General features: G+C 35.4%; 26 protein-coding genes and 1 rRNA gene. 1 reads left to right on the top strand and 26 read right to left on the bottom strand.

The features are described 5' to 3' along the window. Positions 1-76: 76 nt before the first annotated feature. The 16 genes from mfd to metG form a co-directional block, all read right to left on the bottom strand. Positions 77-3,607: a transcription-repair coupling factor gene (gene mfd / locus BTOYO_RS13815; protein ID WP_000579697.1), complete on the bottom strand. Its 3,531-nt coding sequence runs from the start codon at positions 3,605-3,607 to the stop codon at positions 77-79. A gap of 105 nt (positions 3,608-3,712) precedes the next feature. Beyond that, the gene (locus tag BTOYO_RS13810; RefSeq protein ID WP_000399441.1) at positions 3,713-3,937 is read right to left on the bottom strand and encodes an anti-sigma-F factor Fin family protein; all 225 of its coding nucleotides are present in this window, start codon (positions 3,935-3,937) and stop codon (positions 3,713-3,715) included. A 70-nt stretch (positions 3,938-4,007) separates the two neighbouring features. Continuing rightward, the gene (gene pth, locus BTOYO_RS13805; RefSeq protein ID WP_079520253.1) at positions 4,008-4,568 is read right to left on the bottom strand and encodes an aminoacyl-tRNA hydrolase; all 561 of its coding nucleotides are present in this window, start codon (positions 4,566-4,568) and stop codon (positions 4,008-4,010) included. 72 nt (positions 4,569-4,640) lie between these two features. Further along, positions 4,641-5,594, bottom strand: a complete 954-nt coding sequence (locus BTOYO_RS13800; protein WP_000107420.1) for a ribose-phosphate diphosphokinase — start codon at positions 5,592-5,594, stop codon at positions 4,641-4,643. Between the two features lie 18 nt (positions 5,595-5,612). After that, positions 5,613-6,992, bottom strand: a complete 1,380-nt coding sequence (glmU, locus tag BTOYO_RS13795) for a bifunctional UDP-N-acetylglucosamine diphosphorylase/glucosamine-1-phosphate N-acetyltransferase GlmU (RefSeq protein ID WP_000071045.1) — start codon at positions 6,990-6,992, stop codon at positions 5,613-5,615. Between the two features lie 322 nt (positions 6,993-7,314). Then, on the bottom strand, positions 7,315-7,608 hold the full coding sequence (spoVG, locus tag BTOYO_RS13790; protein ID WP_000454042.1) for a septation regulator SpoVG: 294 nt from the start codon (positions 7,606-7,608) through the stop codon (positions 7,315-7,317). Between the two features lie 152 nt (positions 7,609-7,760). Then, positions 7,761-8,135 (bottom strand): RidA family protein, encoded by a 375-nt coding sequence (locus BTOYO_RS13785; RefSeq protein WP_000869820.1) that lies wholly within the window; start codon positions 8,133-8,135, stop codon positions 7,761-7,763. Positions 8,136-8,260: 125 nt separating this feature from the next. After that, on the bottom strand, positions 8,261-9,109 hold the full coding sequence (gene purR, locus BTOYO_RS13780; RefSeq protein WP_000702479.1) for a pur operon repressor: 849 nt from the start codon (positions 9,107-9,109) through the stop codon (positions 8,261-8,263). Positions 9,110-9,163: 54 nt separating this feature from the next. Continuing rightward, positions 9,164-10,033, bottom strand: a complete 870-nt coding sequence (gene ispE, locus BTOYO_RS13775; protein ID WP_000772089.1) for a 4-(cytidine 5'-diphospho)-2-C-methyl-D-erythritol kinase — start codon at positions 10,031-10,033, stop codon at positions 9,164-9,166. A 197-nt stretch (positions 10,034-10,230) separates the two neighbouring features. Next, positions 10,231-10,410 carry an acid-soluble spore protein SspF gene (gene sspF, locus BTOYO_RS13770; protein WP_001985066.1) on the bottom strand — a complete coding sequence of 60 codons (180 nt, stop codon included), beginning with the start codon at positions 10,408-10,410 and terminating at the stop codon, positions 10,231-10,233. 91 nt (positions 10,411-10,501) lie between these two features. Beyond that, complete coding sequence (gene veg, locus BTOYO_RS13765; RefSeq protein WP_000044348.1) at positions 10,502-10,762, bottom strand: biofilm formation stimulator Veg; 261 nt, start codon at positions 10,760-10,762, stop codon at positions 10,502-10,504. A gap of 238 nt (positions 10,763-11,000) precedes the next feature. Beyond that, positions 11,001-11,864: a sporulation peptidase YabG gene (gene yabG / locus BTOYO_RS13760; RefSeq protein WP_001173740.1), complete on the bottom strand. Its 864-nt coding sequence runs from the start codon at positions 11,862-11,864 to the stop codon at positions 11,001-11,003. Positions 11,865-11,974: 110 nt separating this feature from the next. Further along, the gene (rsmA, locus tag BTOYO_RS13755; protein ID WP_000651556.1) at positions 11,975-12,853 is read right to left on the bottom strand and encodes a 16S rRNA (adenine(1518)-N(6)/adenine(1519)-N(6))-dimethyltransferase RsmA; all 879 of its coding nucleotides are present in this window, start codon (positions 12,851-12,853) and stop codon (positions 11,975-11,977) included. Next, a complete protein-coding gene (rnmV, locus tag BTOYO_RS13750) occupies positions 12,850-13,407 on the bottom strand; it encodes a ribonuclease M5 (RefSeq protein ID WP_000692838.1) in 558 nt (185 codons plus the stop codon). Before rnmV ends, rsmA begins: the two co-directional genes overlap by 4 nt. Positions 13,408-13,626: 219 nt before the next feature. Continuing rightward, a complete protein-coding gene (locus BTOYO_RS13745) occupies positions 13,627-14,394 on the bottom strand; it encodes a TatD family hydrolase (RefSeq protein ID WP_000895828.1) in 768 nt (255 codons plus the stop codon). Between the two features lie 168 nt (positions 14,395-14,562). Then, positions 14,563-16,545 (bottom strand): methionine--tRNA ligase, encoded by a 1,983-nt coding sequence (metG, locus tag BTOYO_RS13740; RefSeq protein ID WP_000159673.1) that lies wholly within the window; start codon positions 16,543-16,545, stop codon positions 14,563-14,565. Between the two features lie 507 nt (positions 16,546-17,052). Here metG and BTOYO_RS13735 point away from each other — a divergent pair. Beyond that, entirely contained in the window at positions 17,053-17,337 is a 285-nt protein-coding gene (locus BTOYO_RS13735) for an AbrB/MazE/SpoVT family DNA-binding domain-containing protein (RefSeq protein ID WP_000843036.1), read from the top strand. Between the two features lie 20 nt (positions 17,338-17,357). On the opposite strand, the gene rsmI is transcribed toward BTOYO_RS13735, so the two are convergent. The 10 genes from rsmI to rrf form a co-directional block, all read right to left on the bottom strand. After that, positions 17,358-18,233, bottom strand: a complete 876-nt coding sequence (rsmI, locus tag BTOYO_RS13730) for a 16S rRNA (cytidine(1402)-2'-O)-methyltransferase (protein WP_000267801.1) — start codon at positions 18,231-18,233, stop codon at positions 17,358-17,360. Then, positions 18,202-18,492 carry a GIY-YIG nuclease family protein gene (locus BTOYO_RS13725; RefSeq protein ID WP_000414346.1) on the bottom strand — a complete coding sequence of 97 codons (291 nt, stop codon included), beginning with the start codon at positions 18,490-18,492 and terminating at the stop codon, positions 18,202-18,204. Before BTOYO_RS13725 ends, rsmI begins: the two co-directional genes overlap by 32 nt. Then, entirely contained in the window at positions 18,479-19,219 is a 741-nt protein-coding gene (locus BTOYO_RS13720) for a tRNA1(Val) (adenine(37)-N6)-methyltransferase (RefSeq protein ID WP_001055365.1), read from the bottom strand. The genes BTOYO_RS13725 and BTOYO_RS13720 overlap by 14 nt, the downstream gene beginning before the upstream one ends. A 121-nt stretch (positions 19,220-19,340) precedes the next feature. Continuing rightward, positions 19,341-19,691, bottom strand: coding sequence for a DNA replication initiation control protein YabA (gene yabA / locus BTOYO_RS13715; protein WP_000412058.1), 351 nt, complete (start codon positions 19,689-19,691; stop codon positions 19,341-19,343). A gap of 14 nt (positions 19,692-19,705) precedes the next feature. Continuing rightward, on the bottom strand, positions 19,706-20,533 hold the full coding sequence (locus BTOYO_RS13710; protein ID WP_000272428.1) for a PSP1 domain-containing protein: 828 nt from the start codon (positions 20,531-20,533) through the stop codon (positions 19,706-19,708). A gap of 5 nt (positions 20,534-20,538) precedes the next feature. Continuing rightward, positions 20,539-21,522, bottom strand: coding sequence for a DNA polymerase III subunit delta' (holB, locus tag BTOYO_RS13705; protein WP_000754512.1), 984 nt, complete (start codon positions 21,520-21,522; stop codon positions 20,539-20,541). Positions 21,523-21,557: 35 nt separating this feature from the next. Next, on the bottom strand, positions 21,558-22,184 hold the full coding sequence (gene tmk, locus BTOYO_RS13700) for a dTMP kinase (protein WP_000677211.1): 627 nt from the start codon (positions 22,182-22,184) through the stop codon (positions 21,558-21,560). 1 nt (position 22,185) lies between these two features. Then, positions 22,186-23,607: an aminotransferase class I/II-fold pyridoxal phosphate-dependent enzyme gene (locus tag BTOYO_RS13695; protein WP_001072283.1), complete on the bottom strand. Its 1,422-nt coding sequence runs from the start codon at positions 23,605-23,607 to the stop codon at positions 22,186-22,188. Positions 23,608-23,685: 78 nt separating this feature from the next. Next, positions 23,686-23,865: a sigma factor G inhibitor Gin gene (locus BTOYO_RS13690; RefSeq protein WP_000776275.1), complete on the bottom strand. Its 180-nt coding sequence runs from the start codon at positions 23,863-23,865 to the stop codon at positions 23,686-23,688. Between the two features lie 190 nt (positions 23,866-24,055). Then, positions 24,056-24,171: ribosomal RNA gene (gene rrf, locus BTOYO_RS13685) — 5S ribosomal RNA — on the bottom strand. Position 24,172: the final 1 nt, after the last annotated feature.

Here is a 24,172-nt window from a genome sequence, read left to right as displayed (position 1 = left end):
AATCACCAACTGTTAGACATAGTATTTTACACATTAGTTCTTCTATGCACGTCGAATTGTATTTTTTTATCTAATATTAGGCATTTATTACTTCTTTTTTTACATCTGGTAAGCCTTTTAATAAATTTTCAGCAATTGTTAACCACTTCGATGTCTCTAATCCATTCGTTTTCATAACGATTTTCAATTGTGATCCTTCCATTCCAAGACCGATCATACGCCCAAAACTATTTCCAAGCATGAATAATTTTCCACCATCAATATTTTGGCTTGCTTGTTCTGAGAACAGAATTGTTACTTCAAATTTATTTTGCTTAATTAATTCGATTTGTTCTTTCATTGCCAATACTTTAATATTTGCAATTTGTAATAAATAACCAACTTCTTGTGGGTAATCACCAAATCTATCGATCATCTCTTCCTGTAATTCTTCAATATCCTCAATTGTAGAAACACCTCTAAATTGTTTATACATCATAATCTTTTGTTTACTATCTGAAATATAAGCATCTGGTAAATACGCATCTACTTCTAAATCAATTTCAACATTAACTGTATTTTCAACTCCATCGGTTCCTCTGCGCTGTTCAATTGCATCTTTTAACATTTGAGAATATAGATCAAATCCGACAGAATCAATAAACCCGTGTTGTTCTGCCCCTAACAAGTTACCCGCACCACGAATTGATAAATCTCTCATCGCAATTTTGAAACCAGATCCAAGCTCTGTGAACTCTTTAATTGCTTGTAGACGTCTCTCTGCAACTTCTGATAGCACTTTATCACGTTTGTATGCAAAGTATGCATATGCAACGCGATTAGAACGCCCAACACGCCCACGAAGCTGATACAACTGCGATAGTCCCATACGATCTGCATCAAATACAATTAACGTATTAACGTTCGGGATATCTACACCTGTTTCAATAATTGTTGTACTTACAAGAACATCATGCTGTCCCTCTAAAAACGATAGCATAACAGACTCTAATTCACTTTCGTTCATTTTCCCATGTGCGTATGTTACACGAGCGTCTGGAACTAGCATCGAAATTTCATCTGCTTTTCTTTCGATATCCTCTACCCGGTTATATAAGAAGTAAATTTGCCCACCTCTTGCAAGCTCTCGCTCTATCGCTTCTCTCATTAACGCTGGATTATATTCCACCACATACGTTTGGACTGGGAAACGATTTTCTGGTGGCGTTTCAATGACAGATAAGTCCCGCACACCAAGCATAGACATGTGAAGTGTACGTGGAATTGGCGTTGCCGTTAGGGTTAACACATCAACATTTGCTTTTAATTGTTTAATTTTTTCTTTATGCGTCACACCAAATCTTTGTTCTTCATCAATAATAAGAAGTCCTAAATCTTTATAAGTAACATCTTTAGATAAAATACGATGCGTTCCGATTACAATATCTACTGTGCCATCTTTTAACCCCTTAAGCGTTTCATTTTGTTGTTTCCGCGTGCGGAATCTACTTAGTAACCCTATATTAATCGGGTAATCTTGAAAACGCTCTCGAATTGTTTCATAGTGTTGTTGTGCCAGAATTGTTGTCGGTACTAAAATCGCAACTTGTTTTTCATCCATGATTGCTTTAAATGCTGCACGAATAGCTACTTCGGTCTTTCCATATCCTACATCACCACAAAGAAGCCTATCCATCGGACGTCCGCGTTCCATATCTTTCTTAATTTCTTCAATAGAACGTAATTGGTCATCTGTCTCTTGATACGGGAAGGAAGATTCAAATTCTTGTTGTTCTGCCGTATCTGGTGTATATGCATAGCCTTTTGAAGCTTCGCGCTCAGCATATAATTTAATTAGGTCATCTGCAATGTCTTGTACAGATTTTTCAACCTTCGTTTTGACCTTCTTCCAATCGTTCCCGCCTAATTTATAAACTTTCGGATCCTTACCTTCAGAACCCACATATTTTTGCACTTGATCGATTTGTTCAATTGGAACATATAGCTTATCGTTACCTTGATATTTAATATTTAAATAATCTTTATGAACACCATTAATCTCTAATGTCTCAATACCTAAAAATTTACCTATACCATGATTTACATGAACTACATAATCTCCAACTTTTAATTCCGAATAACTTTTAATACGCTCAGCATTAGATAACTTTTGCTTACGTTGTGATTTTTTAACTTTCTTATGAAAAAGCTCCTTTTCAGTAATGACAACGAGCTTTTGCATCGGCATTTCAAATCCTGCATGTAAATCACCTACAGCAATCTGTAACCTTCCAGGCAATAAAATATCTGTGCCCTCTACAATATCCGCTTCAATATCATAATCACTTAAAATATGTTGTAGTTTTTTTACACGTTCATCATCTGTTCCAAGCACAACAGTCGTAAAGTGCCCTTCATTCCATCTATCAATTTCAGTTTTTAATAACTGCATCTGCCCATGGAAATCTTGCATTGTTTTACATGTCACATTCACAATGTTTTGCGGATGCGTATGTGCTATATGGCGTAAGAATAACGTTAAATATACAAAACTTCTTTTTTTATGATGAAGAAATCCCTCAAATGAGTGGGAGAAAGATAAATCCTGAATTATTGTTCCTTCACCAAGAAGTGATATATACCATTCCGCTTCTTCCGTTTCAAGATGTGATGCTGTTTCTTGAATACGAGAGATTTCATCTAAAATTACAACACCATCTTCTGGTAAATAATCTATCAGACTAGCAGGTTCTTTATAGAAAATAGATAAATATTTAAACATCTGTTCTATACTTTGGCCATTTTTCAACATTTCAATTTCATGACTTACTGTCTCAAGCACTGCAGTCTTTAATTTGTCATCGGAAAGTTTTTGCATCGTCTTAGTCAAACCTTCTTCAAGATGCTTAATTCCCGATTTCAATTCTTCCTGTGAAAATAAAAACTCTGTTGCCGGACCAAACTTAACACTTTCCTTTTTATCTTGAGAACGCTGTTCATCCACATCAAATAATCGAATAGAATCGACTTCTGTATCGAAGAATTCAATACGGAATGGTAATTCTTCAGTTAATGGGTAAATATCTAATATGCCCCCGCGCAAACTGAACTCCCCCGGAGCTTCTACCATCGACTTACGTTCGTAGCCAATATGATGTAATGTATGCAAGAGCGCCTCTAAATCAATCTCTTGCCCTAGATTAATTTCAATTTGCTTTTGCTTCCATAATTCTTTTATCGGTAAAAATCTACGTAATCCTGCGACTGGCGCTACAATAACCCCATTCTCTCCTGCCGCTAAACGATTTAGCACCTCAATGCGTTGCGCTTTTAATTCTGGACTTGCAACACCGATTTCTGATGCAATTAATTCGTTCACTGGGTACAGCCATACATCTTTTTCACCAAGTAATGCCACTAAATCTTCATGTACCTTTTGTGCTTGATATAGATTGTGTGTGACAATAAGTTGCGATTTCTTTGTTTTTTTATATAAAGCTGCCATTAATAATGAACGAGAAGATGTTGCCATACCTGATATAAGTTGTTCTTTTAAACCATCTTCTAACCCATTAATAACCGATTGTATTTCTTCATTTTTATAAAATTGCTCTAATAAACCTATCATTATCAAAACTCCTCTCAACATAAAGAGCAAGTCACCATATTTTATGCAAATATTTTGGAAAAAGAAAACAGAAAAATGCTTTGGACATGCCAAAGCGACAACATTTTATTGTAGAAATTTTTCATATTCATAATACTCAGGATAAGATGCGAGCGTTTCTTGGCACGATTCACAAATCGTTTTTATATATATATTTCCATTCTCATGAAAATGAATCATCTCTACTACCTCTTGCTCTGTTAGTTGAAATAAAACGTCGCTATATACTTTTTCTGCGGTAACGGAGCCTACATTACTCCCGCAATGCCTACAATAATAATACCCTTCCATACTAGCCTCCTAAATATCCAGTTACTACTAGTATGGGTAAAAATAAAATAAAATATTCCCAATCATAACCTTAACTGTTGAAAGTATTCATGATTTGGAGAAAAGGCTTATTTAACCACTCTTCACATGCATCCGCTGCTTTTTCAATGGAATGATTGACATCAGGAATCTCTTCGGATGTAAAACGTCCTAATACGTAATCTACTACCTTCATCCCATTTTTCGGGCGATCAATTCCCATACGGATACGTTGAAACTCTTGCGTTCCTAAATGCGAAATTGTTGATTTCACGCCATTATGTCCACCGGCACTCCCTTTCATACGAAGGCGTAATTTACCTACCGGGATATCTAAATCATCATACATAACAACGAAATCATCAACATCAATTTTATAGTAATCCATAAGTGGACGAATACTTTCCCCAGATAAATTCATATATGTAAGTGGCTTTAATAAGATTACTTTTTCTCCATTAACAAATCCTGCACCAAATACGCCTTTAAACTTCTGTTCATTCAAAGAAATGTTCCAACGCTTTGCAAGTTCATCAATTGCCATAAATCCAATATTATGCCTTGTTAATTCATATTCTCTACCTGGGTTCCCAAGTCCTACTATCAATTTCATTCTTGTACCACTACTTTCTTTTTTCGATACGAAAAGACGTAACCAAGCTTGGTTACGTCTCATTCTATCCAATTAATTGAATAATACACTTACAGATTCTTCTTCGTATACACGAATGATTGCTTCTCCAATTAATGGAGCAACTGAAAGTTCATGTACTTTGTCGATTTTCTTTTCTTCTGGTAATACGATAGAGTTCGTTACAACTAACTCTTTAATATTCGAATTTTGAATACGTTCAATTGCTGGGCCAGATAATACTGGGTGTGTACAGCAAGCATATACTTCAGAAGCACCGTTCTCAACAAGAGCGTTTGCTGCTAATGTAATTGTACCAGCTGTATCAATGATGTCATCAATTAAAATTGCTGTTTTGCCTTCGATGTTACCGATAATGTTCATTACCTCTGATACATTCGGACGAGGACGACGTTTATCAATAATAGCGATTGGCGCTTTTAGGCGATCTGCCATTTTTCTAGCACGAGTTACACCACCATGATCAGGTGATACGATTACGATGTCTTTAAGACCTTTTGTTTCAAAGTAATCTGAAAGAATCGGTACACCCATTAAGTGGTCGATTGGGATATCAAAGAATCCTTGAATTTGTGGAGCATGTAAATCTAGAGTGATTACACGAGTTGCACCTGCTGTTTCAAGCAAGTTTGCTACAAGTTTCGATGTAATTGGTTCACGAGAACGCGCTTTACGGTCTTGACGCGCATAACCATAGTAAGGAATAACAATATTAATTGTTTTTGCAGATGCACGCTTTAATGCATCGATCATAATAAGTAATTCCATGATATGTTCGTTTACTGGGAAGCTTGTAGATTGAATAATGAATACATCGCAACCACGGATACTTTCTTCAATGTTAATTTGAACTTCTCCATCACTAAAACGATCAACAGAACATTTTCCTAGTCCCACTCCAATATGCTTTGCGATTTGCTCAGCAAGTTCCTTATTAGAGTTTAAAGAGAATACTTTCAAATTAGAATTTAGATATTGAGTCGACATCTAGATTAACCCTCCACATTATGATTTTTTCTTATTCAGCAATTGATCAACATAGTCTTCTTTGTTAACTTGACGTGCACGTGCTACCGATAATGCTTTTGATGGGACATTCTCTGTAATTGTAGAGCCTGCTGCCACATAAGCACCATCTTCAACTGTTACAGGAGCAACAAGATTTGAATTACATCCAATAAATACCCCGTTACCAATCACAGTTTTAAATTTATTCTTGCCGTCATAGTTCACCGTAATTGAACCACAACCAAGATTCACGTCTTCTCCAACTTGTGCATCCCCGATATAACTTAAGTGTGAAGCTTTACTTCTATTACCAAAAACAGTTTTTTTGATTTCCACGAAGTTTCCAACGCGTACTTCGTCTCCAATAACTGAATCTGGGCGAATATGTGCAAATGGACCAACCGATACTTCTGTACCAAGCTTACTATCATGTACAGTAGATTGACGAATTGTCGTACGATCTCCAATTTCACTATCGCGAATTACTGTATGCGGTCCAATTTCACAATCAGAACCAATTACAGTGTTTCCCTCAATAATTGTTCCTGGATGAAGAACTGTATCACTACCGATAATTGCATCAGCAGAAATATACGTGTTACTTGGATCAATAATTGTAACACCATTTACCATGTTCTTTCGGTTGATACGATTTTTCATAATAATTTCCGCTTGCGATAGAGCGACTCTGTCGTTAACACCTAACGTTTCATCGAAGTGCTCTGTTTGATAAGCTGATACGATATGACCTTCATTTTTTAAAATCTCAATAACATCTGGAAGGTAATATTCACCTTGTACGTTATCATTTGAAACTTTAGAAAGTGAAGCGAATAAAGCTTTATTATCAAAACAATACGTACCTGTATTGATTTCTTTAATAGCTAATTCTTTTTCATTTGCATCCTTATGCTCAACGATCTTTTCAACATGACCATTTTCGTTACGAACGATACGACCATATCCAGCAGGCTCTTCTATGTATGCTGTTAGCACAGTTGCCATTGCTCCTGCTTCTTTGTGTTGCTGAAGTAATGCTTCCATCGTTTCAGCAGTTATTAAAGGTGTATCACCACAAATAACTAAAGTTGTTCCTTCTTCATTTGCAAGTACGCTAGCAGCTTGATCTACAGCATGCGCTGTACCAAGTTGTTCTGCTTGTAATGCAAACTCACTTACGTTTCCTAGCTGTTCTTGTACCATTTCAGCACCATGTCCAACGACCGTTACAAGTTTCTGCAATCCTAATTGAGTTACTTGATCGACTACGTGTTGTACCATAGGTTTTCCACATACAGGATGCAGCACTTTGTATAGCTTAGACTTCATACGTGTGCCTTTACCTGCAGCTAGAATCACTGCAAATCTGTTTGACATATAGACCCTCCATCGCAACCTATTTATCCATTAACGATATTATCCTAAATCATCATATATTTCAAGAAACACATTTTAACTATTAAATTTTACCATAATTCTTATAAGATGTTTTACTCTTTAGTATCTTTTTTAAGAAATAAGCTATACTATTTAAAATGATTTTGAAAAAATTAGTAGTTTCTTCTCTTCATTTTAATAAACGATGAATGTTTTAAATATAAATTATATAAAGTCAAAAAAAAACAAACTCCTGTAAATGCTTACAGGAGTTTGCTACAAAATTATAAGACTTTCTTTCAAAAGCCTTTTCATTCGAATTTTACGAAGCACCTGCTTCTTCAAACTCAACCTCTTCTAACTCGCCTAAACGATGATACTCCGTTAAAACCGCATCTTGAATTTTAGAGCGTGTATTAGAATTAATCGGATGTGCAATGTCACGGAATTCTCCATCTGGAGTACGTTTACTTGGCATTGCTACAAATAATCCATTATTACCATCAATTACACGAATATCATGAACAACAAATTCATGGTCTAGAGTAATAGAGGCAATTGCTCTCATGCGGCCTTCTGTGTTTACGCGGCGTAATCTTACGTCAGTCACTTCCATCTTGTGTTCACCACCCTTTTCTAAATAAGCGATATATTTGTATAAATTCCACAAATTTTCTATTTTCCCTTTAATTTTTTAAAAATTTTTAAGATAAAAATTTTTATTGCAATTGAATATAAGGATTAGTAGAGGTTATCGCTTACAAAAGGTTACTTAACTAGGGCGATTACTTCGATTTCAACTGAAACATCTTTCGGTAATTTTGCTACCTGTACACAAGAACGTGCTGGTTTATGAGTAGAGAAATAAGAACCGTATACTTCATTAACAGCATTAAAATCATCCATATCTTTTAAGAATACTGTTGTTTTTATTACCGTATCAAATGAAGCACCTGCTTCTTCTAATACTGCTTGTAAATTTTCAAATACTTGTTCTGTTTGTACTGTTACATCTCCCGTTACAAGCTCTCCACTTGCTGTTAATGGAATTTGTCCTGAACTGTAAAACATATTATTTACAATAATCCCTTGTGAATAAGGTCCAATTGCTTGTGGTGCCTTGCTTGTTTGAACAACTTTCATATTTTTTCACCCTTTTATTATTTATTTTTACTCTTTAAAAATAGTGCACGAAAAGCAGTTTGTCCATCTATTTTATAATTTATAAATAGAATAAAAAAAAGATAAAGCCATTTGCTTTACCTTTTTTATTCAACCTCTACAAGTCCTTCATCAAATGGTGTAAGTGAATAATTCCCCTTCTCCACTTGAATCGATTTTTCTTTCACATCAACTTCTGAAAGGCGAATTAATGATACAAAGTTATTAATAAGTCGTTCTTCGATATCTGTGGATTCTACTAATACACCGATACCAACAACATTAGCCTTAAACTCTTCTAGCATACTCATCATACCTTGAATTGTTCCGCCAGCTTTCATGAAATCATCAATAATTAAAACGTTTGATCCCTCTGGAAGACTACGCTTTGCCAACGTCATTGTTTGTATTCGTTTAGAAGAACCTGATACATAGTTAATACTAACAGTTGGACCTTCTGTTACCTTATTATCTTTCCTCGCAATTACTACCGGTACATCTAAGTAGTTTGCCACTGCATAAGCAAGTGGAATCCCTTTTGTTGCTACCGTCATAACTGCATCGATTGGTTGCCTAGCAAAGACAGAAGCAAACAAACGACCTGCACCATTAATATGACGAGGATTACTTAAAAGATCTGTCATGTATAAGTAACCGCCAGGCAAAATACGATCTGGATTTTCAAATAAGCTACAAAGCTCATCAATAATTAGATCTGCCTCTTCTTCACTTATATATGGTATATATTTCACTCCTCCTGCTGCTCCTGGTACCGTTTGCAATGTGCCGACCCCTTGTTGTTCAAACGTTTGCTTAATAATAACTAAATCTTCACTAATAGAGGATTTAGCCGATTGATACCTTTCAGCAAAAAAAGTGAGAGAAACTAGCTGACGAGGGTTTTGTAACAAGTAATATGTCATATCGACTAATCTTGTACTTCGTCTAATTTTCATACGCCCACCTCAAATCACGAATATTCTAAACAAATCATAACGTATTATACGTCTTTATTCAAGCGTTTCTCGCTCTCCTAATAAACGTACCGCATATACTTGTTCACAAAATCCTTTTAATCCGTTATAAATGCGATGCATTCGCGAATCATGGTGTACAAGTCCGAATACAGTTGGACCACTTCCACTCATTAATACAGCATCTGCTCCAAATCGTTTCATCTGTGCTTTAATACGAGCAACTTCGGGATGCATCTTAAATGTTACATCTTCTAAGACGTTACCAACAGTATCACAAATCCCTTTGTAATCCCCAGCATTGATGACATCAACCATTTTATCTACATTTGGATGTGTAACTCGATTTAGTTTTAAATTTCCATACACGTCAGCAGTAGATACACCAATATGTGGCTTCGCTAAAATAACCCAACAAGAAGGTGGCGTTTTTATATGCTCAATTCGCTCTCCTCTTCCAGTGGCAATTGCTGTCCCTCCATATACACAGAACGATACATCTGATCCAATTTCTGAGCCAAGCTCTGCTAATTCGTCAATTGTAAGCCCTAAATTCCATAATTTATTAAGACCACGTAATGTCGCTGCTGCATCACTACTTCCACCTGCTAATCCAGCTGCTACTGGAATCGTTTTTTCAATAGTAATAGATACACCTTTTTTCACATTAAACTTCTCTTTTAATAATTTCGCTGCTTGATAAGCTAAATTTCGTTGGTCGTCTGGGACATACCGATTATGGGATAAAATTTCAATACGGTCTTCTGCTAATTCCATTAGTTCTAAACGATCCGCTAAATCAATTGTTGTCATAATCATTTTCACTTCATGATATCCGTCTTGTCTTTTTCCCAGTACATCTAACGACAGATTAATCTTTGCTGGTGCTTTCACTAGTAGCTTCAATCTATTCACCCACTCTATGTACTCAATCTTTTATCGTTTATTTTACCATAAATTTATAGTAAGACGATGACACTTCCCTAATTATAACGAAAAGCATTCAGAATGAAACTACTTATGTAAAATGATGGCACCTTTCAGAGTACAAAAAGCCGAGGAATCTCTCCTCGGCTACCGTAGCATAGAAAGTAATCTTACAACTACTGGTTTTGTTTCATTAATTGCTGTTCTGCAATTTCTATAGCGCGTTTCACCATATTACCAGCATCTTTCGCACGAATTCCGCCCCATCCTTCTTTCTGAACAACATCATAAAAGCCCAGCTCTTTTGCTAGCTCTTCTTTAAACTGGTTTGACATGACACCTCTTCGTCTACTCAATGCAGAGTCCCCCCTTATTTTGCTACGGTATAATTAGTATGCAAAATAATATAACTTTTCATTTGTGGGAATATATGTAACGACACATGAGTTATAAAATAATTTCATTATGGGGTTCACCATAAAATGTTAACTCTACCGTCTCTGTTAAAACATCTGCATAACTATAAGATACACGTTGCAATGCATCTTCTTGTTGGTCTAACTGTACAACAAACACAGAACGATAAGTTTCTGCAAGTACACCTGATTGCTCCACTGTTTTTCTTCTTCCGCTATTCGCCTTTAACATAAGTCGCTGTCCAAGATGGTGATCTAATTCGCTTTTAATTTCATCTAAACGTTTTGACATATACCTTGCTACACCTCGCTGTAATTTAGATTGAACACTTAAAACACGATATATCTATCCCAATTATTAACCGCAATTCACAGACTATATCATTATAAAAGCATCATGCGTTCGAATAGATAGAAGAAATACTATATTGTAAAAGTATCATTGTATAGTCTTTACGCTCTTACCACTTTTTATCCAAATTCATTTCATTCTCTTACGCATAAAAAAGCAAGATACGTATGTACCTTGCTTATTCTTCATAATGTTGGAAGGGTAATCCTGTTCGTAAAATCCCTCTCGTTTCAATTCCACCCAGTCCTTTTTCACCAGTAATCGTATTACGTACAACATCCCATACATTTACTCTCTCCATAAATGAAGTGAAGCTAATTTTACCAACCACATACACAGGGTCTAGTGCATGAATGTTAATCCTAGACGGAGAACTAGCAAAGTTAGCACCCGCTCGAATTAACGCCTCGAAATGCGATTGACACGCCCCAGCAAAAATAACGAGTTGATCCAATGATGGATATTTTTTTCGTACTTCTCGGACAGCCTGTACAAAATGCCTTGAATGCCTATATGCTGCTAAATCTCCCTTTACCCCTTTGGATTTTGTATAGGCATCGTGTCCTGTAATAACTAAAATGTCTGGGCGGAAATGATCTATTAAGTCTACTACCTTTTCGTGCATCTCTGTTTCCTTACAATGAACACCTTGTACAGGAACACCAATTTTATTATATAGGTCTAAACACTTGCGCAAATACAAAGGGTCCCCATCTATATGCAATACGCGTCCTGGCATTTGAAAGTAATTCACTTCACTTGTGTATCCACCAGTTGAAGTGTGTTCATGCCTTTGTTTCATCAATACATAATCCTGTTGAAATAAACGGTACGTGCGCTCCATTGTTTCTTTTTCACGCTTCACTCTTTTTTTATGTTCTCGTTGATCTATACTAATTAAATCTTCAAGCGGCGCATCTGCCACAAGTCTAATTTCCTCCCCAAACAATATAGCTATCTCGCCTTTTATTTCTATAATACGAAAAAGGATATCCCTATTATGAGAATATCGTTCCACTAATTCTCCAACATGTAAAGCCATTCTCCTACCTCCAAACTCGTTAGGCCATCTTACCTGTTTTTAAAGTATGAATTTAGGAAAGGAAAGGTGACAAAAGGGACAGCTCAAATTGAACTGTCCCTTTCATATCCTTATGATAACTTATGAAGAACTAATGCGTTACTTAATGTTGCAAACTCTTCGATAGATAGCGTTTCGCCTCTTCGCTTTGGATCAATTTCTACTTCTGTTAAAATTCGATCCAACAGCTCTTTATCTTTCGGGAAACCATTTAAATTATTCGATAAATTATTCATTAAAGTTTTACGGCGCTGTGCGAAACTTGCTCTTACTACTTCAAAGAAGAAAGTCTCATTTGTCACTTCTACAACTGGTTTCGGACGCTTTAGAAGACGGATAATCGCAGAATCAACATTTGGTTGTGGTACAAACACTGTACGCGGTACAGTCATAACTGTTTCTACCTCTGTATAATACTGAATAGCAATTGATAAAGAACCATATTCTTTCGTTCCAGGTTTAGCAGCTAAACGATCTCCAACTTCTTTTTGCATCATAACAACAAATCCACGAACCGGTAATTTTTCTTCAAGCAATTTAAATAAAATTGGCGTTGTAATATAGTATGGTAAATTAGCTACTACCATTACATCTTGTCCTTCTTCAAATTGCTCACTAAACACTTCGTGTACATCTGCCTTTAGTACATCTTTATTTATAACTGTAACGTTACTATATGGAGCTAACGTCTCGTCTAAAATTGGTAATAATCTTTGATCAATTTCAAAAGCCACCACTTTTTTAGCACGCTTCGCTAACTGCTCTGTTAACGCACCGATACCTGGTCCAATCTCAATTGCACCACTTTCTGAACCGATTTCTGCGTGATCAACAATACGATTTAATACATTTGTATCAATTAAGAAATTTTGTCCTAAACTTTTTTTGAATGAGAATCCATACTTTTCAACAATGTCTTTCGTACGATTCGGCGTTGCGATATCTTTCATTTCTTTTCCTCCTGTATTACTTGTTTATAAGCTTCTGCAAACGTCTCTTTTGAAACTTGAAACATCTGTAAACGTTTATGTAACTGTTTTGCATTTGTATAACCAATCTTTAATAGCTTACCCATTCTTTCTCTGCGACTCTTTGCCATTTCTCCGCCCACTAAGCCTGCATCGACTAGATCACTCCAACTAATTTCACTTGTGTAAGCTTCCATTTCTTCATGTATATTCTCTAAAGCACGGCGAATCGATTCATTAGAAGCGTGTTCAATTCCAACACCTTTTTTTCTTTTAGCAAGCGCTTCTTCCTTCGGTAAGAAAGCATGCTTACATCCAGGTACCTTGTCAGAAATAATTTTTCGAATACGCTCTCCTGGATAATCCGGATCTGTAAAAATAATAACGCCTCGTTTTTGCTGCGCTAATTTAACTTGCTCAATAACATGATCACCGATTGCTGAACCGTTCGTTTCAATTGTATCCGCATCAACAGCACGCTTAATTGCAACTGTATCATCTTTACCTTCTACAACGATAATCTCTTTAATTTTCATGCTTGCCTCCACACTCATTTCGTCTCTACTTAGTAAAACAAAAAAATGACGACTTTTCCATTATTATTTTCCCCATTCTTACATTTTAAAAAATAGACTGGTACAAACTTTGTTCTCTCTCCTTATTGTAACACTTCCTAATTTCCCCTTATCTTCTCTTTCGCTTCTACTATTTCTTTTCTCAAAAAATAAAAAAGAATGGGTTCTCCCATTCCTTTTTTATTCAACACCAAATAAAGCCTTTGCATTTTTTGTTGTAACTTCTGCTACTTCCTCATAAGAAATCCCTTTTAAATTCGCAATTTCTTCTGCTACAAGCTTTACATAACTCGGTTCATTTCGCTTCCCTCGAAATGGATGTGGTGTTAAATATGGACAATCCGTCTCTATTAACAATTTCTCTAAGGGAATCTCTACTGCAACTTCTTTCGGTTTCTTAGCATTTTTAAATGTAACCGGTCCACCTAATGAAATTAAAAAGTTCATATCAACACATCGCTGTGCTACTTCGACACTACCACTAAAGCAATGCATAATACCTCCTACTTCAGCCGCATTCTCTTCCTCTAGAATATCAACAATATCTTGAGTTGCATCACGGTTATGTATAATGATTGGTAATTTCACTTTTTTAGCTAATGCAATTTGTTTACGGAATACTTCCTTCTGTATTTCTTTAGGAGACTTATCCCAGTGATAATCTAGTCCCATTTCTCCAATTGCAACGACTTTAGGATGTGAAGCTAATTCTTCTAACCAAGCTAAATGTTCTTCTTTCATGTCGATAGCATCTACAGGATGCCATCCAACTGCAGCGTAAATAAAATCATAAGCCTCAGCTAATTCAATCGCTTTTTTTATCGTTACTTCATCAAATCCAACAACAACTGTATATGTAACTCCAGCTTCTTTCATTCGTGCAATAACTTCTTGTAAATCTTCTTCAAACTGCTCTGCATTTAAATGTGAATGTGTATCAAACAACATAATAAATAACTCCTTTTATATTGAAATCAATTCTATCATAGAGAAAAACGATTTTCTTTCTAACTCAACGATAACAATACTACAATTTTAATGCAAAAAAAGGAAATTTAAAAAGAAAAAAGACGCTTCACACATGTTACACGTGAAACATCTCTTTTCTTGCCTTAATTACTTGATTTTTGTACCATTCGGAAGATTTTGGTCGATTGTTGCTAATGACAATACTCCATTCTCTTCACCCGCTAAAATCATACCTTGTGATAATTCACCGCGTAATTTTACAGGTTTTAAGTTTGTTACACAAATAACTTTTTTACCTTGTAAGTCTTCCGGAGAATAGAATTTTGCGATACCTGAAACAACCTGGCGCTTTTCTGTACCTAAATCAAGCTGGATTTTTAACAGCTTATCTGCTTTTTTTACAGGTTCAGCCGATATTACTTCAGCTACTCGTAATTCTACTTTAAAGAAATCATCAATTGTAATTTCTTCTGCCTGCGGTTCTTCTTCTTTTTTCTCTTCTACTTTAGGCGCAGAGCTCTTCATTTGTTCTTTAATATACTCTACTTCTACTTCCATTTCCAAACGAGGGAAAATTGGGTTTCCTTTTTCTACTTTTGTTCCACCTGGAATACATCCAATTGTAGATAGGCTTTCCCAAGATTTATGTGCTTCTTCAGTAAGACCAAGTTGAGCAAACATCTTGCTTGGTGCTACTGTTAAGAATGGCATAAGCATAATACCTGTTTGACGAAGTACTTCTGCTAAATGAGCCATTACAGAAGCTAACTTTTCACGATCATTTTCATCCTTCGCTAATACCCACGGTTGTGTTTCATCAATATATTTATTCGTACGGCTAACCAATTGCCAAATTGAGCTTAGCGCTACAGAGAATTCCATATTTTCCATTGCGTCTTCTACTTTTTGCAATGTATCTTTTGCAAACGTTACTAACGTTTCATCGAATTCCGTTACATTTGCTTTAAATGCAGGTATTTCTCCGTTAAAGTACTTATCAATCATAGCTACTGTACGATTTAATAAGTTACCTAAGTCATTTGCTAAATCGAAGTTGATACGTTCAACAAATCCTTCTGGTGTGAATACACCATCAGATCCGAACGGAACTTCTCGAAGTAAGTAATAACGTAATGCATCTAATCCGTAACGATCAATTAATGTAACTGGATCTACTACGTTTCCTTTTGACTTACTCATTTTTCCATCCTTCATTAAAATCCAGCCATGAGCAAAGACCTTTTTCGGAAGAGGTAAATCTAATGCCATTAAAATGATTGGCCAATAAATTGTATGGAAACGAACAATTTCTTTTCCGACTAAATGCACATCTGCCGGCCAGAATTTCTTATACATCTCTTCATTTTCTGTTCCATAACCTAATGCTGTAATGTAGTTAGATAATGCATCAACCCATACGTAAATAACATGTTTTGGGTTGCCTGGAACACGAACTCCCCAATCAAATGAAGTACGAGAAACTGCTAAATCTTCTAATCCTGGTTTAATGAAGTTATTAATCATTTCATTTTTACGAGACTCTGGCTGAATAAAATGTGGATTATCTTCATAGAACTTTAATAGTCTGTCGACATATTTACCCATTCTAAAGAAATATGATTCTTCACGAACAAGTTCTACATCATGACCACTATCTGGACTTTTTCCTCCAACTACTTTGTCACCTTCCATAATTGGATCTACTAATTGATGCGCTGTATAGAATGTTTCATCTTGTACAGAATACCAACCTTCATATTCATCAAGATAAATATCACCTTGGTCTACTAGTTGCTTGAAGATCTTTTCGACAACATCTTTGTGACGATCTTCAGTTGTGCGAATAAAATCATCATAAGAGATATCCATTTTCTCCCAAAGCTCTTTAATTCCTGCAACAATATTATCCACGTATGCTTGTGGTGTCACATTTAACTCTTCTGCTTTCTTTTGGATCTTCTGCCCATGCTCATCAGTTCCTGTTAGATAATGAACATTGTAGCCTTGCATACGCTTATATCGTGCCATTGCATCTCCTGCTACTGTCGTATAAGCATGTCCAATGTGTAACTTTCCACTTGGATAATAAATTGGGGTAGTAATATAAAAGGACTTATTTTCCTTTGTCATTGTTTTGGACCTCCCGAATAACCTCATATGTATTTATAAATAGTATATCAAAAACTCATATATAAAGTGAAACTTTAATCCGTAGGGGTGTTTATCCCCCACAAATTATTAACTCTCACTAATCAAGCTTTTACGAGCAGCCCGACTCCAACTTAACTTCTTTGCTCCAACCGCATTTTAAAGCGGGAATCTTATTGCTCGTTAACGCGGGATAAACACCAGTTAATGCTACATATCTTTATCATCTATTACTCATATTCAAACAAAATATACAACCCTACTTTTAAATAAATATATTTTTCAGAAAATAATTGCAAAAATTACTCCCATTCTATTATATATAAGAAGTAAGAAATCTATAAATCTTTTTAAAAAATATAGAATTTAAGAATTGACGGAAATGTAAATGATTGGTATCATATGTCCATAGGGTATTTTGTCGAAAAATGACGAATCAAAAAAATAGACTCGAAACTTATAAACTATTTATTTAGGAGGAAAAGAATTATGAAATCTACTGGTATTGTTCGTAAAGTTGATGAATTAGGTCGTGTTGTAATTCCAATCGAATTACGCCGTACTTTAGGTATTGCAGAAAAGGATGCACTTGAAATCTATGTTGATGACGAAAAAATCATCTTAAAAAAATATAAACCAAACATGACTTGCCAAGTAACTGGTGAAGTATCTGATGGTAACCTATCTTTAGCTGAAGGTAAAATTATCTTAAGCAAAGAAGGCGCTGAGCAAATCTTAAACGAACTTCAAGATTATATCGAAACAGCAAAATAAGCTTCTCAATTATGAGAAGCTTATTTTTTATCGACATGATAGATTTGATATACATCGCGTTTCGACAAATCCCGATCTTTAGCGACTGTTTTTATCGCCTCTTTTGAATTCATGCCTTTTTTATTTATATAATGTTCAATATGATCATATACTGAAATAGATTCCCACCATTGTTCTTCTGGAGCAGGTTCTTCCGTTGAACCAGCTACTAAAATGCAAAACTCACCACGAACTTCATTTTGCTTCGTCCATTCAATTGTTCCTTCGATTGTTCCTCGAATAAATTCCTCAAACTTTTTCGTTAACTCTCGACATAATACAATTTCTCTATTGCCTAACACTTCTTGCATCGAGATTAAAGTGTCATCTAGACGATGAGGTGCTTCATAAAACATCATTGTAGTTTGCACATAGCGAAGTTTTTCTAATTCCATTTTTCTTTCCTTTTTATTTCTTTGTAAAAATCCATAGAAATAAAACTGCTTTGTTTCAAGACCGGATGCAATTAACGCTGTAAGGGCTGCATTTGCCCCAGGAAGCGGAACCACATGATATTGCTCAGCTACGGCCTCGACAACAATATCGTAGCCTGGATCGGAAATACACGGCATACCAGCATCACTAACAAGTGCTATATTCTTCCCTTCCTCTAGCTTCTCTAATATTTTCTTTCCACTTACTTCTTTATTATGCTCATGGTAACTCATGACAGGTGTTTCAATTTCGAAATAATTACAAAGTTTTTTTGTTTGTCTTGTATCTTCCGCTGCAATAACATCTACCTCTTTTAAAATCCGAATTGCACGAAATGTCATATCTTCTAAATTTCCAATTGGAGTAGGTACTAGATATAACATCCCCTTTTCATTTTGTTGAAAGCTTTTTTGCTGCCACATAGCGTTCTCCTTTTTGCATATATTCTTCTTTTTGTTTTCTCGTTAACTGCTTAAAATGATATTCAGCCTGCATAGCTGTTCGTTTATCCTCATGATTCTCTACATACCTTAAAACAACTGGAAGTCTAGCACGTGTATATCTAGCACCTTTTCCACTATTATGAGTCTGAATCCGTTTTTCTATATGATTTGTATATCCAGCATAATAACTTCCATCAGAACATTCCACCACATAAAAACAATGCTTATTCTTCTCCATATAAAATTGAACGAATCTCCTTTGTATATTCGTTATTTTCTTCGTATACAAAAAGAGGTGGTAGGATTTTCAAATCTGCGTTCCCATCCTTAATTCCTTCAATTAACAATGTATTTGCTTCTTTACCTGCCTTAGGATAAACAAATCGCACACGCTTTGGTTCAATTTTGTATTTACGCATTAATGTAACAATGTCGAGTAAACGACCTGGGCGATGTACAAACGCTACTTTCCCACCTTGTTTTACTAGCTGACTACTTGCAGATACAACATCTTCTAACGTACACATAATTTCATGACGAGCTATTGCTAAATGTTCATTCATATTTTTCTCAGACGTTTGAGGTGTTTGAAAATAAGGAGGGTTACATGTAACAACATCATATTGATGGCGCCCAAGTTTCTCTGGCATATCTTTCAAATCTCCATGTATGAGTTGAATTCTTTCTTCTAACTTATTGTATTGAACACTTCTTATTCCCATATCATATAAACGTTCTTGAATTTCCACACCTGTAATATTCCCTTTTGTTCTCGTGCTTAATAGAAGGGGCACAACCGCATTACCTGTGCACAAATCAAGTAAATTTCCTTTTTGAATTGGCACCCAAGCAAAATCTGCAAGTAAAACGGCATCTAAAGAGAAATTAAACACCGATGGACTTTGTATAATCTTCATATCTTGCGCTAATAAATAATCTAAACGTTCATCTTCGTATAAATTCATATATTACTCCTTTTCTTACACTTAACCTACCCTATTTCATCTTCTACTAATATACAAATACATTTTGTTCTATTCTCATGTATAAAAAATTACCTTTCCAATTATAATTGGAAAGGTAATTTCACTTTTTATTTAAAAATGACAGACAGAATAAACAATCTCCCTCTTTACGTACACTTCCATAATGTAGATTGCAAATATGGAAACCTTCTTGATATAGTCTTGCTAAATTGTCATAGCCTTCACCAATATCCGTCTTCGGCTTCACTTCTTTACGTTTTTGAGCTTTTTGTTTTTCTTTATTCTGCACTTCTTCAAAACGGTGTCGCAAATTTTCATTTTCCATTTTTATATGTTGATTTTCTTCCAACAACTCTGCAAGATGTTGTTTTAATTCACCCAACTGTTTATATAAATGTCCAATTTGCTCTTCCATACTAGAAACCGATGCAAAAATATCTTTTTTCTCCACAAGCACCCACCTCATTAATCTGTGGTTTGACTCGAAACGACCCCTTTATTCACTAACTCATCTAACGTATATTCTACTATCCGTTCCTTGTCTACTAGCTCCACTTGAATTAATCTTTCTAAAATATTTAATCCGATAACACGGCCAGTACCATGTGGTGTTTGTATACGTTGATCTAAATCAGGAAGTTGTTCCTTTGCTGCCTCATATTCATCATTCTCATATTTTAAGCAACACATTAAGCGACCACATAAACCAGAAATTTTTGCAGGATTTAATGATAAATTTTGATCCTTTGCCATTTTAATGGATACAGGTTCAAAATCTCCTAAAAAAGTAGAACAACAAAGCATACGACCACATGGACCAATACCACCAAGCATCTTCGCTTCATCACGAACACCAATTTGTCTTAGTTCAATTCTCGTCCTAAAAATTGCCGCTAAGTCTTTCACTAGTTCGCGGAAATCAATCCGACCATCTGCAGTAAAGTAGAAAATAATCTTATTACGATCGAACGTATACTCTACATCTACAAGTTTCATATCTAGATTATGCTCTACTACCTTTTGTTGACAAACTTGATATGCCTCTTTCGCAGCATGTTTGTTCTCGTCAACAATGGTACGATCATTTTCATTTGCGATACGAATAACCTTTTTTAACGGTAACACAACATCGTTTTCATCAACTTGCTTTTTGGTAATAACTACTTTTCCGTATTCAATACCTCTTACCGTTTCTACAATTACAAACTCATTCTCAGAGATATCGAACTGATTCGGATCAAAGTAATATACCTTGCCGGCCTTCTTAAAGCGAACACCTACTACATCATACAAAACGGTCATCCCTCCTGCAACCGCAACACTAACTGTTCGAACACAAGCTGCGCATTTACATTAGCGTTGATTCTATTTTTTGCCTCTAATATATTAAAGAGAGCTGATACAATGCGCTTCTGAGCATAGGAAAAAGATTCAAACATCTCTTTCTGCTCATGAAAAACAAGACGATCTTCTTCTCCAAGTTGAACATATAATAAATCCTTATAAATAAGGAGCAACATATCTAAACCTTGCTGTAACTGTTCTTTCTCTCCAAAGTGTTTTCCCCATTTTTCTTGTACAAAAAAAATAGAGGCTTTATCTTTTTCGAGCGCTTCACATAATTTTATCACTAAAGTTCGTGCTTGTGCAAACCATTCATCATTACATAAAGCTAAAGCTTCATCAAAACTATTCGTAAGCTGTGCAGCTAGAGTTGATAAAGAGGATGTAATGCCTTCATCCTGTAATCTTCTACTTAAAGACTCCGTAGGTAACGGTCTAAATGTAACAACTTGACAGCGAGATAAAATCGTATTTAAAATTTGATGACTTTGTTCAGTAAGTAAAATAGCTGTTGTATCACTACTCGGTTCCTCTAGAAATTTCAATAGTGTATTTGCCGCATTTGCTGTCATACGATCTGCATGCTCGATAATATAAACTTTTTTATTTGCCTCTAATCCTGTTTTTGAAAATTCTTCCTGTAAATCATGAATTTGTTGCTTTTTAATAGATAATCCATCTGGTTTTACAATATGTAGGTTAGGGTGGTTACCTGAGTCAATTCGTTTACAATTTGTACATACATGACATGGTTCTACCTCATTCCTTTGAGAGCAGAGGAAACTCTTTGCCATTTGAATCGCTGTTGCAAACTTCCCTGTTCCTTTCCCTCCTTCTAACAAGTAAGCGTGGGATATACGCTCTTTTGCAATGCTATTCATCAACATTTTTACACCGATGGGCTGTATAGCAGAAAGCTGCTCCCACGTCTTCTTCATAATGCATACCTCACTTATTTCATTCTTTCCTTCTATTATAACAATTTATCTTCTATAATCTGAACAACTTCTTCTATAAGTTTTTCCATTGGTTGATCAGCATTTACTAATACAATACGATCAGAAAAACGTTCTACAACTTCTAAATACCCTTCACGTACACGTTTATGGAAAGAGATATCTTCCATATCTAATCGATTCACTTCACGCCCCGCATCTTTTTCAATGCGAGCTAAACCAATCTCTGGTTCAATGTCTAAGTAAATCGTTACACTAGGCATACAGTCTTCTGTTGCGAAGCGATTTATTTCAAATACTTTATCCATTCCTAAGCCTCTTGCATATCCTTGATACGCTAAAGAGCTATCTATAAAACGATCACATAATACAAGATAGTTCTCATTAAGCGCTGGCATAACTTTTTCTACTAAATGTTGTCTACGTGCAGCAGCATAAAGAAGCGCCTCTGTACGTGCTTCCATCATCGTATATTCTTGTTTATGTAGAATTGTTCTAATATCTTCAGAAATTGCTATACCACCTGGTTCTCTCGTCGCCATTACCTTTTGTTCTTTTTGCTCAAAGTATGGTAATAATTTTTTAATTAACGTTGTTTTACCCGAACCTTCTGGCCCCTCAATTGTTACAAATAATCCCTTCATCCTAAAACCTACTTTCTATATCATACACTTTCATATCTTTCGTGCTACCTTGAAAACGAGCTCCTGTTTTCTCTAAATACATAATTTGTTCTTTATGTTCTGAAGTAATTCTCTCTCCATACATAATCAATGGAATTCCAGGCGGATATGGAATTATCATTTCCGCCGCTATCATCCCTACCGCTTCTTCTATAGGTACTACTTTTGTTTTGTATCCTTCTAATTGTTTATATGTATACGGTAAAGGAGAGGATTCTCTTTTATAAGTATAACGAATAGATTCGTTCTTGTCTTTCACCTCATAATGTTCCAACGCAACTCGAATTATCTCTATAGCCCTCATGTACTCCTCTTTTGCTTGTAGAGGTAAAATAAGTAGGACATTATATGGATCTGCCATTTCTGTATATATTCCGGCCCTTTCAAATACAGACTGTAATTCATATCCTGATAACTGACAACGAGTTTGTACAGTAATCTTTAAATCATCTTGCAACGGATATTGTAAAACAGCTATTTGCGAAATGGAACACAATCCTTTTTTAAATCTCCGTAAAAACTCGACAATTTCATCATGACCTTTTTCCTTTATACTTGCTAGTGTAAAGCGCGCTATATCAAGTGAAGCCATAATTGGATATGACGGACTACTAGATTGTAGCATACTCAAATAAGCAGAAACTCTTTCTTCATTCACTAAATGACTATTTATATGTAAATAAGATCCCATTGTCATCGCAGGTAATGTTTTATGTGCAGAATGAACCACAATATCTGCACCATATGCTAATGCTGACTTTGGAAATGGTTCCCCTAAGCAAAAGTGTGCTCCATGAGCTTCGTCTACTAAAACAGGGATTTTATGTGCATGTGCATAAGCAATACTTGCTTCTAAATCTATCCCCATACCATAATAATTAGGATGCGTTAAAATGAGGGCTTTAGCATTAGGATATCTTTTAATTGCCCCTTTAATAACTTCATCACCAATTCCTACTGGTACGTTATATGCCTCATCAATCCATGGGTCTAGAAAAATTGGATTCGCACCCGCTAGTTTTAATCCATTAATGATTGATTTATGACAATTTCTTTGTACAAGGACAATATCACGCTCACCGCAGCAAGATAAAATCATTGCTAGATTTCCGACCGTTGAACCATTAATTAAAAAATAACTTTTTTCCGCACCATATACATCAGCTAATAATTTTTGTGCTTCATCTATACATTCAAACGGACTATGTAAATCGTCTAACCCTGTTAGTTCGGTTACATCAATGGATAGTATATCTTTAAACTCCCCAATGGCTTCCTGAGGGAAGTTTACACCATTCTTATGACCTGGAACATGAAAGGACAGTGGTTCTCTTTCTTTAAACTCTATTAACGCCTCATATAAAGGCATACGCTTTTGATTCATATCTATCTCTTCCTTATTATTCATTCTGTATCTATTATACAGATATTAAGGCAAAAAAAATAATAGGCAGATGCCTATTTATAAATATGATACTTCTAACTTCCGAAGCTGTTTTAAATAATGTATATATTTTGGATCATCTGTCTCAGTACTCACCATATCTTTTTCACATTCATGACATATCAAATTATTATAAACATATATACCTTCTTCTCTTTTTGTCTCACAAACAATGCAAATTTCACTTTGTAATTTCATAACCTTCCCTCCCTTTATTTAAATAAACATATTTGATACCTCTATTCCTTAACAATTTACAGAAAAATATACATCCATCTCTTATATAATATGATTTACTCTTGGGCAACGTGTTTGTATTACCATTACTTCTTTTATGCACTGTTTAACAATACAAAAAAACACAAATCAAAAGACTTGTGTTTTAGTTGCTTGGCGACGTCCTACTCTCACAGGGACAAGGTCCCAACTACCATCGGCGCTAGAGAGCTTAACTTCCGTGTTCGGTACGGGAACGGGTGTGACCTCTCTGCCATCATCACCAAAC

Source organism: Bacillus toyonensis BCT-7112 (assembly GCF_000496285.1).
Lineage (GTDB): Bacteria > Bacillota > Bacilli > Bacillales > Bacillaceae_G > Bacillus_A > Bacillus_A toyonensis.
Note: the sequence above shows the minus strand (reverse complement) of the source record. Positions and strands in the feature narration are given on the sequence as shown.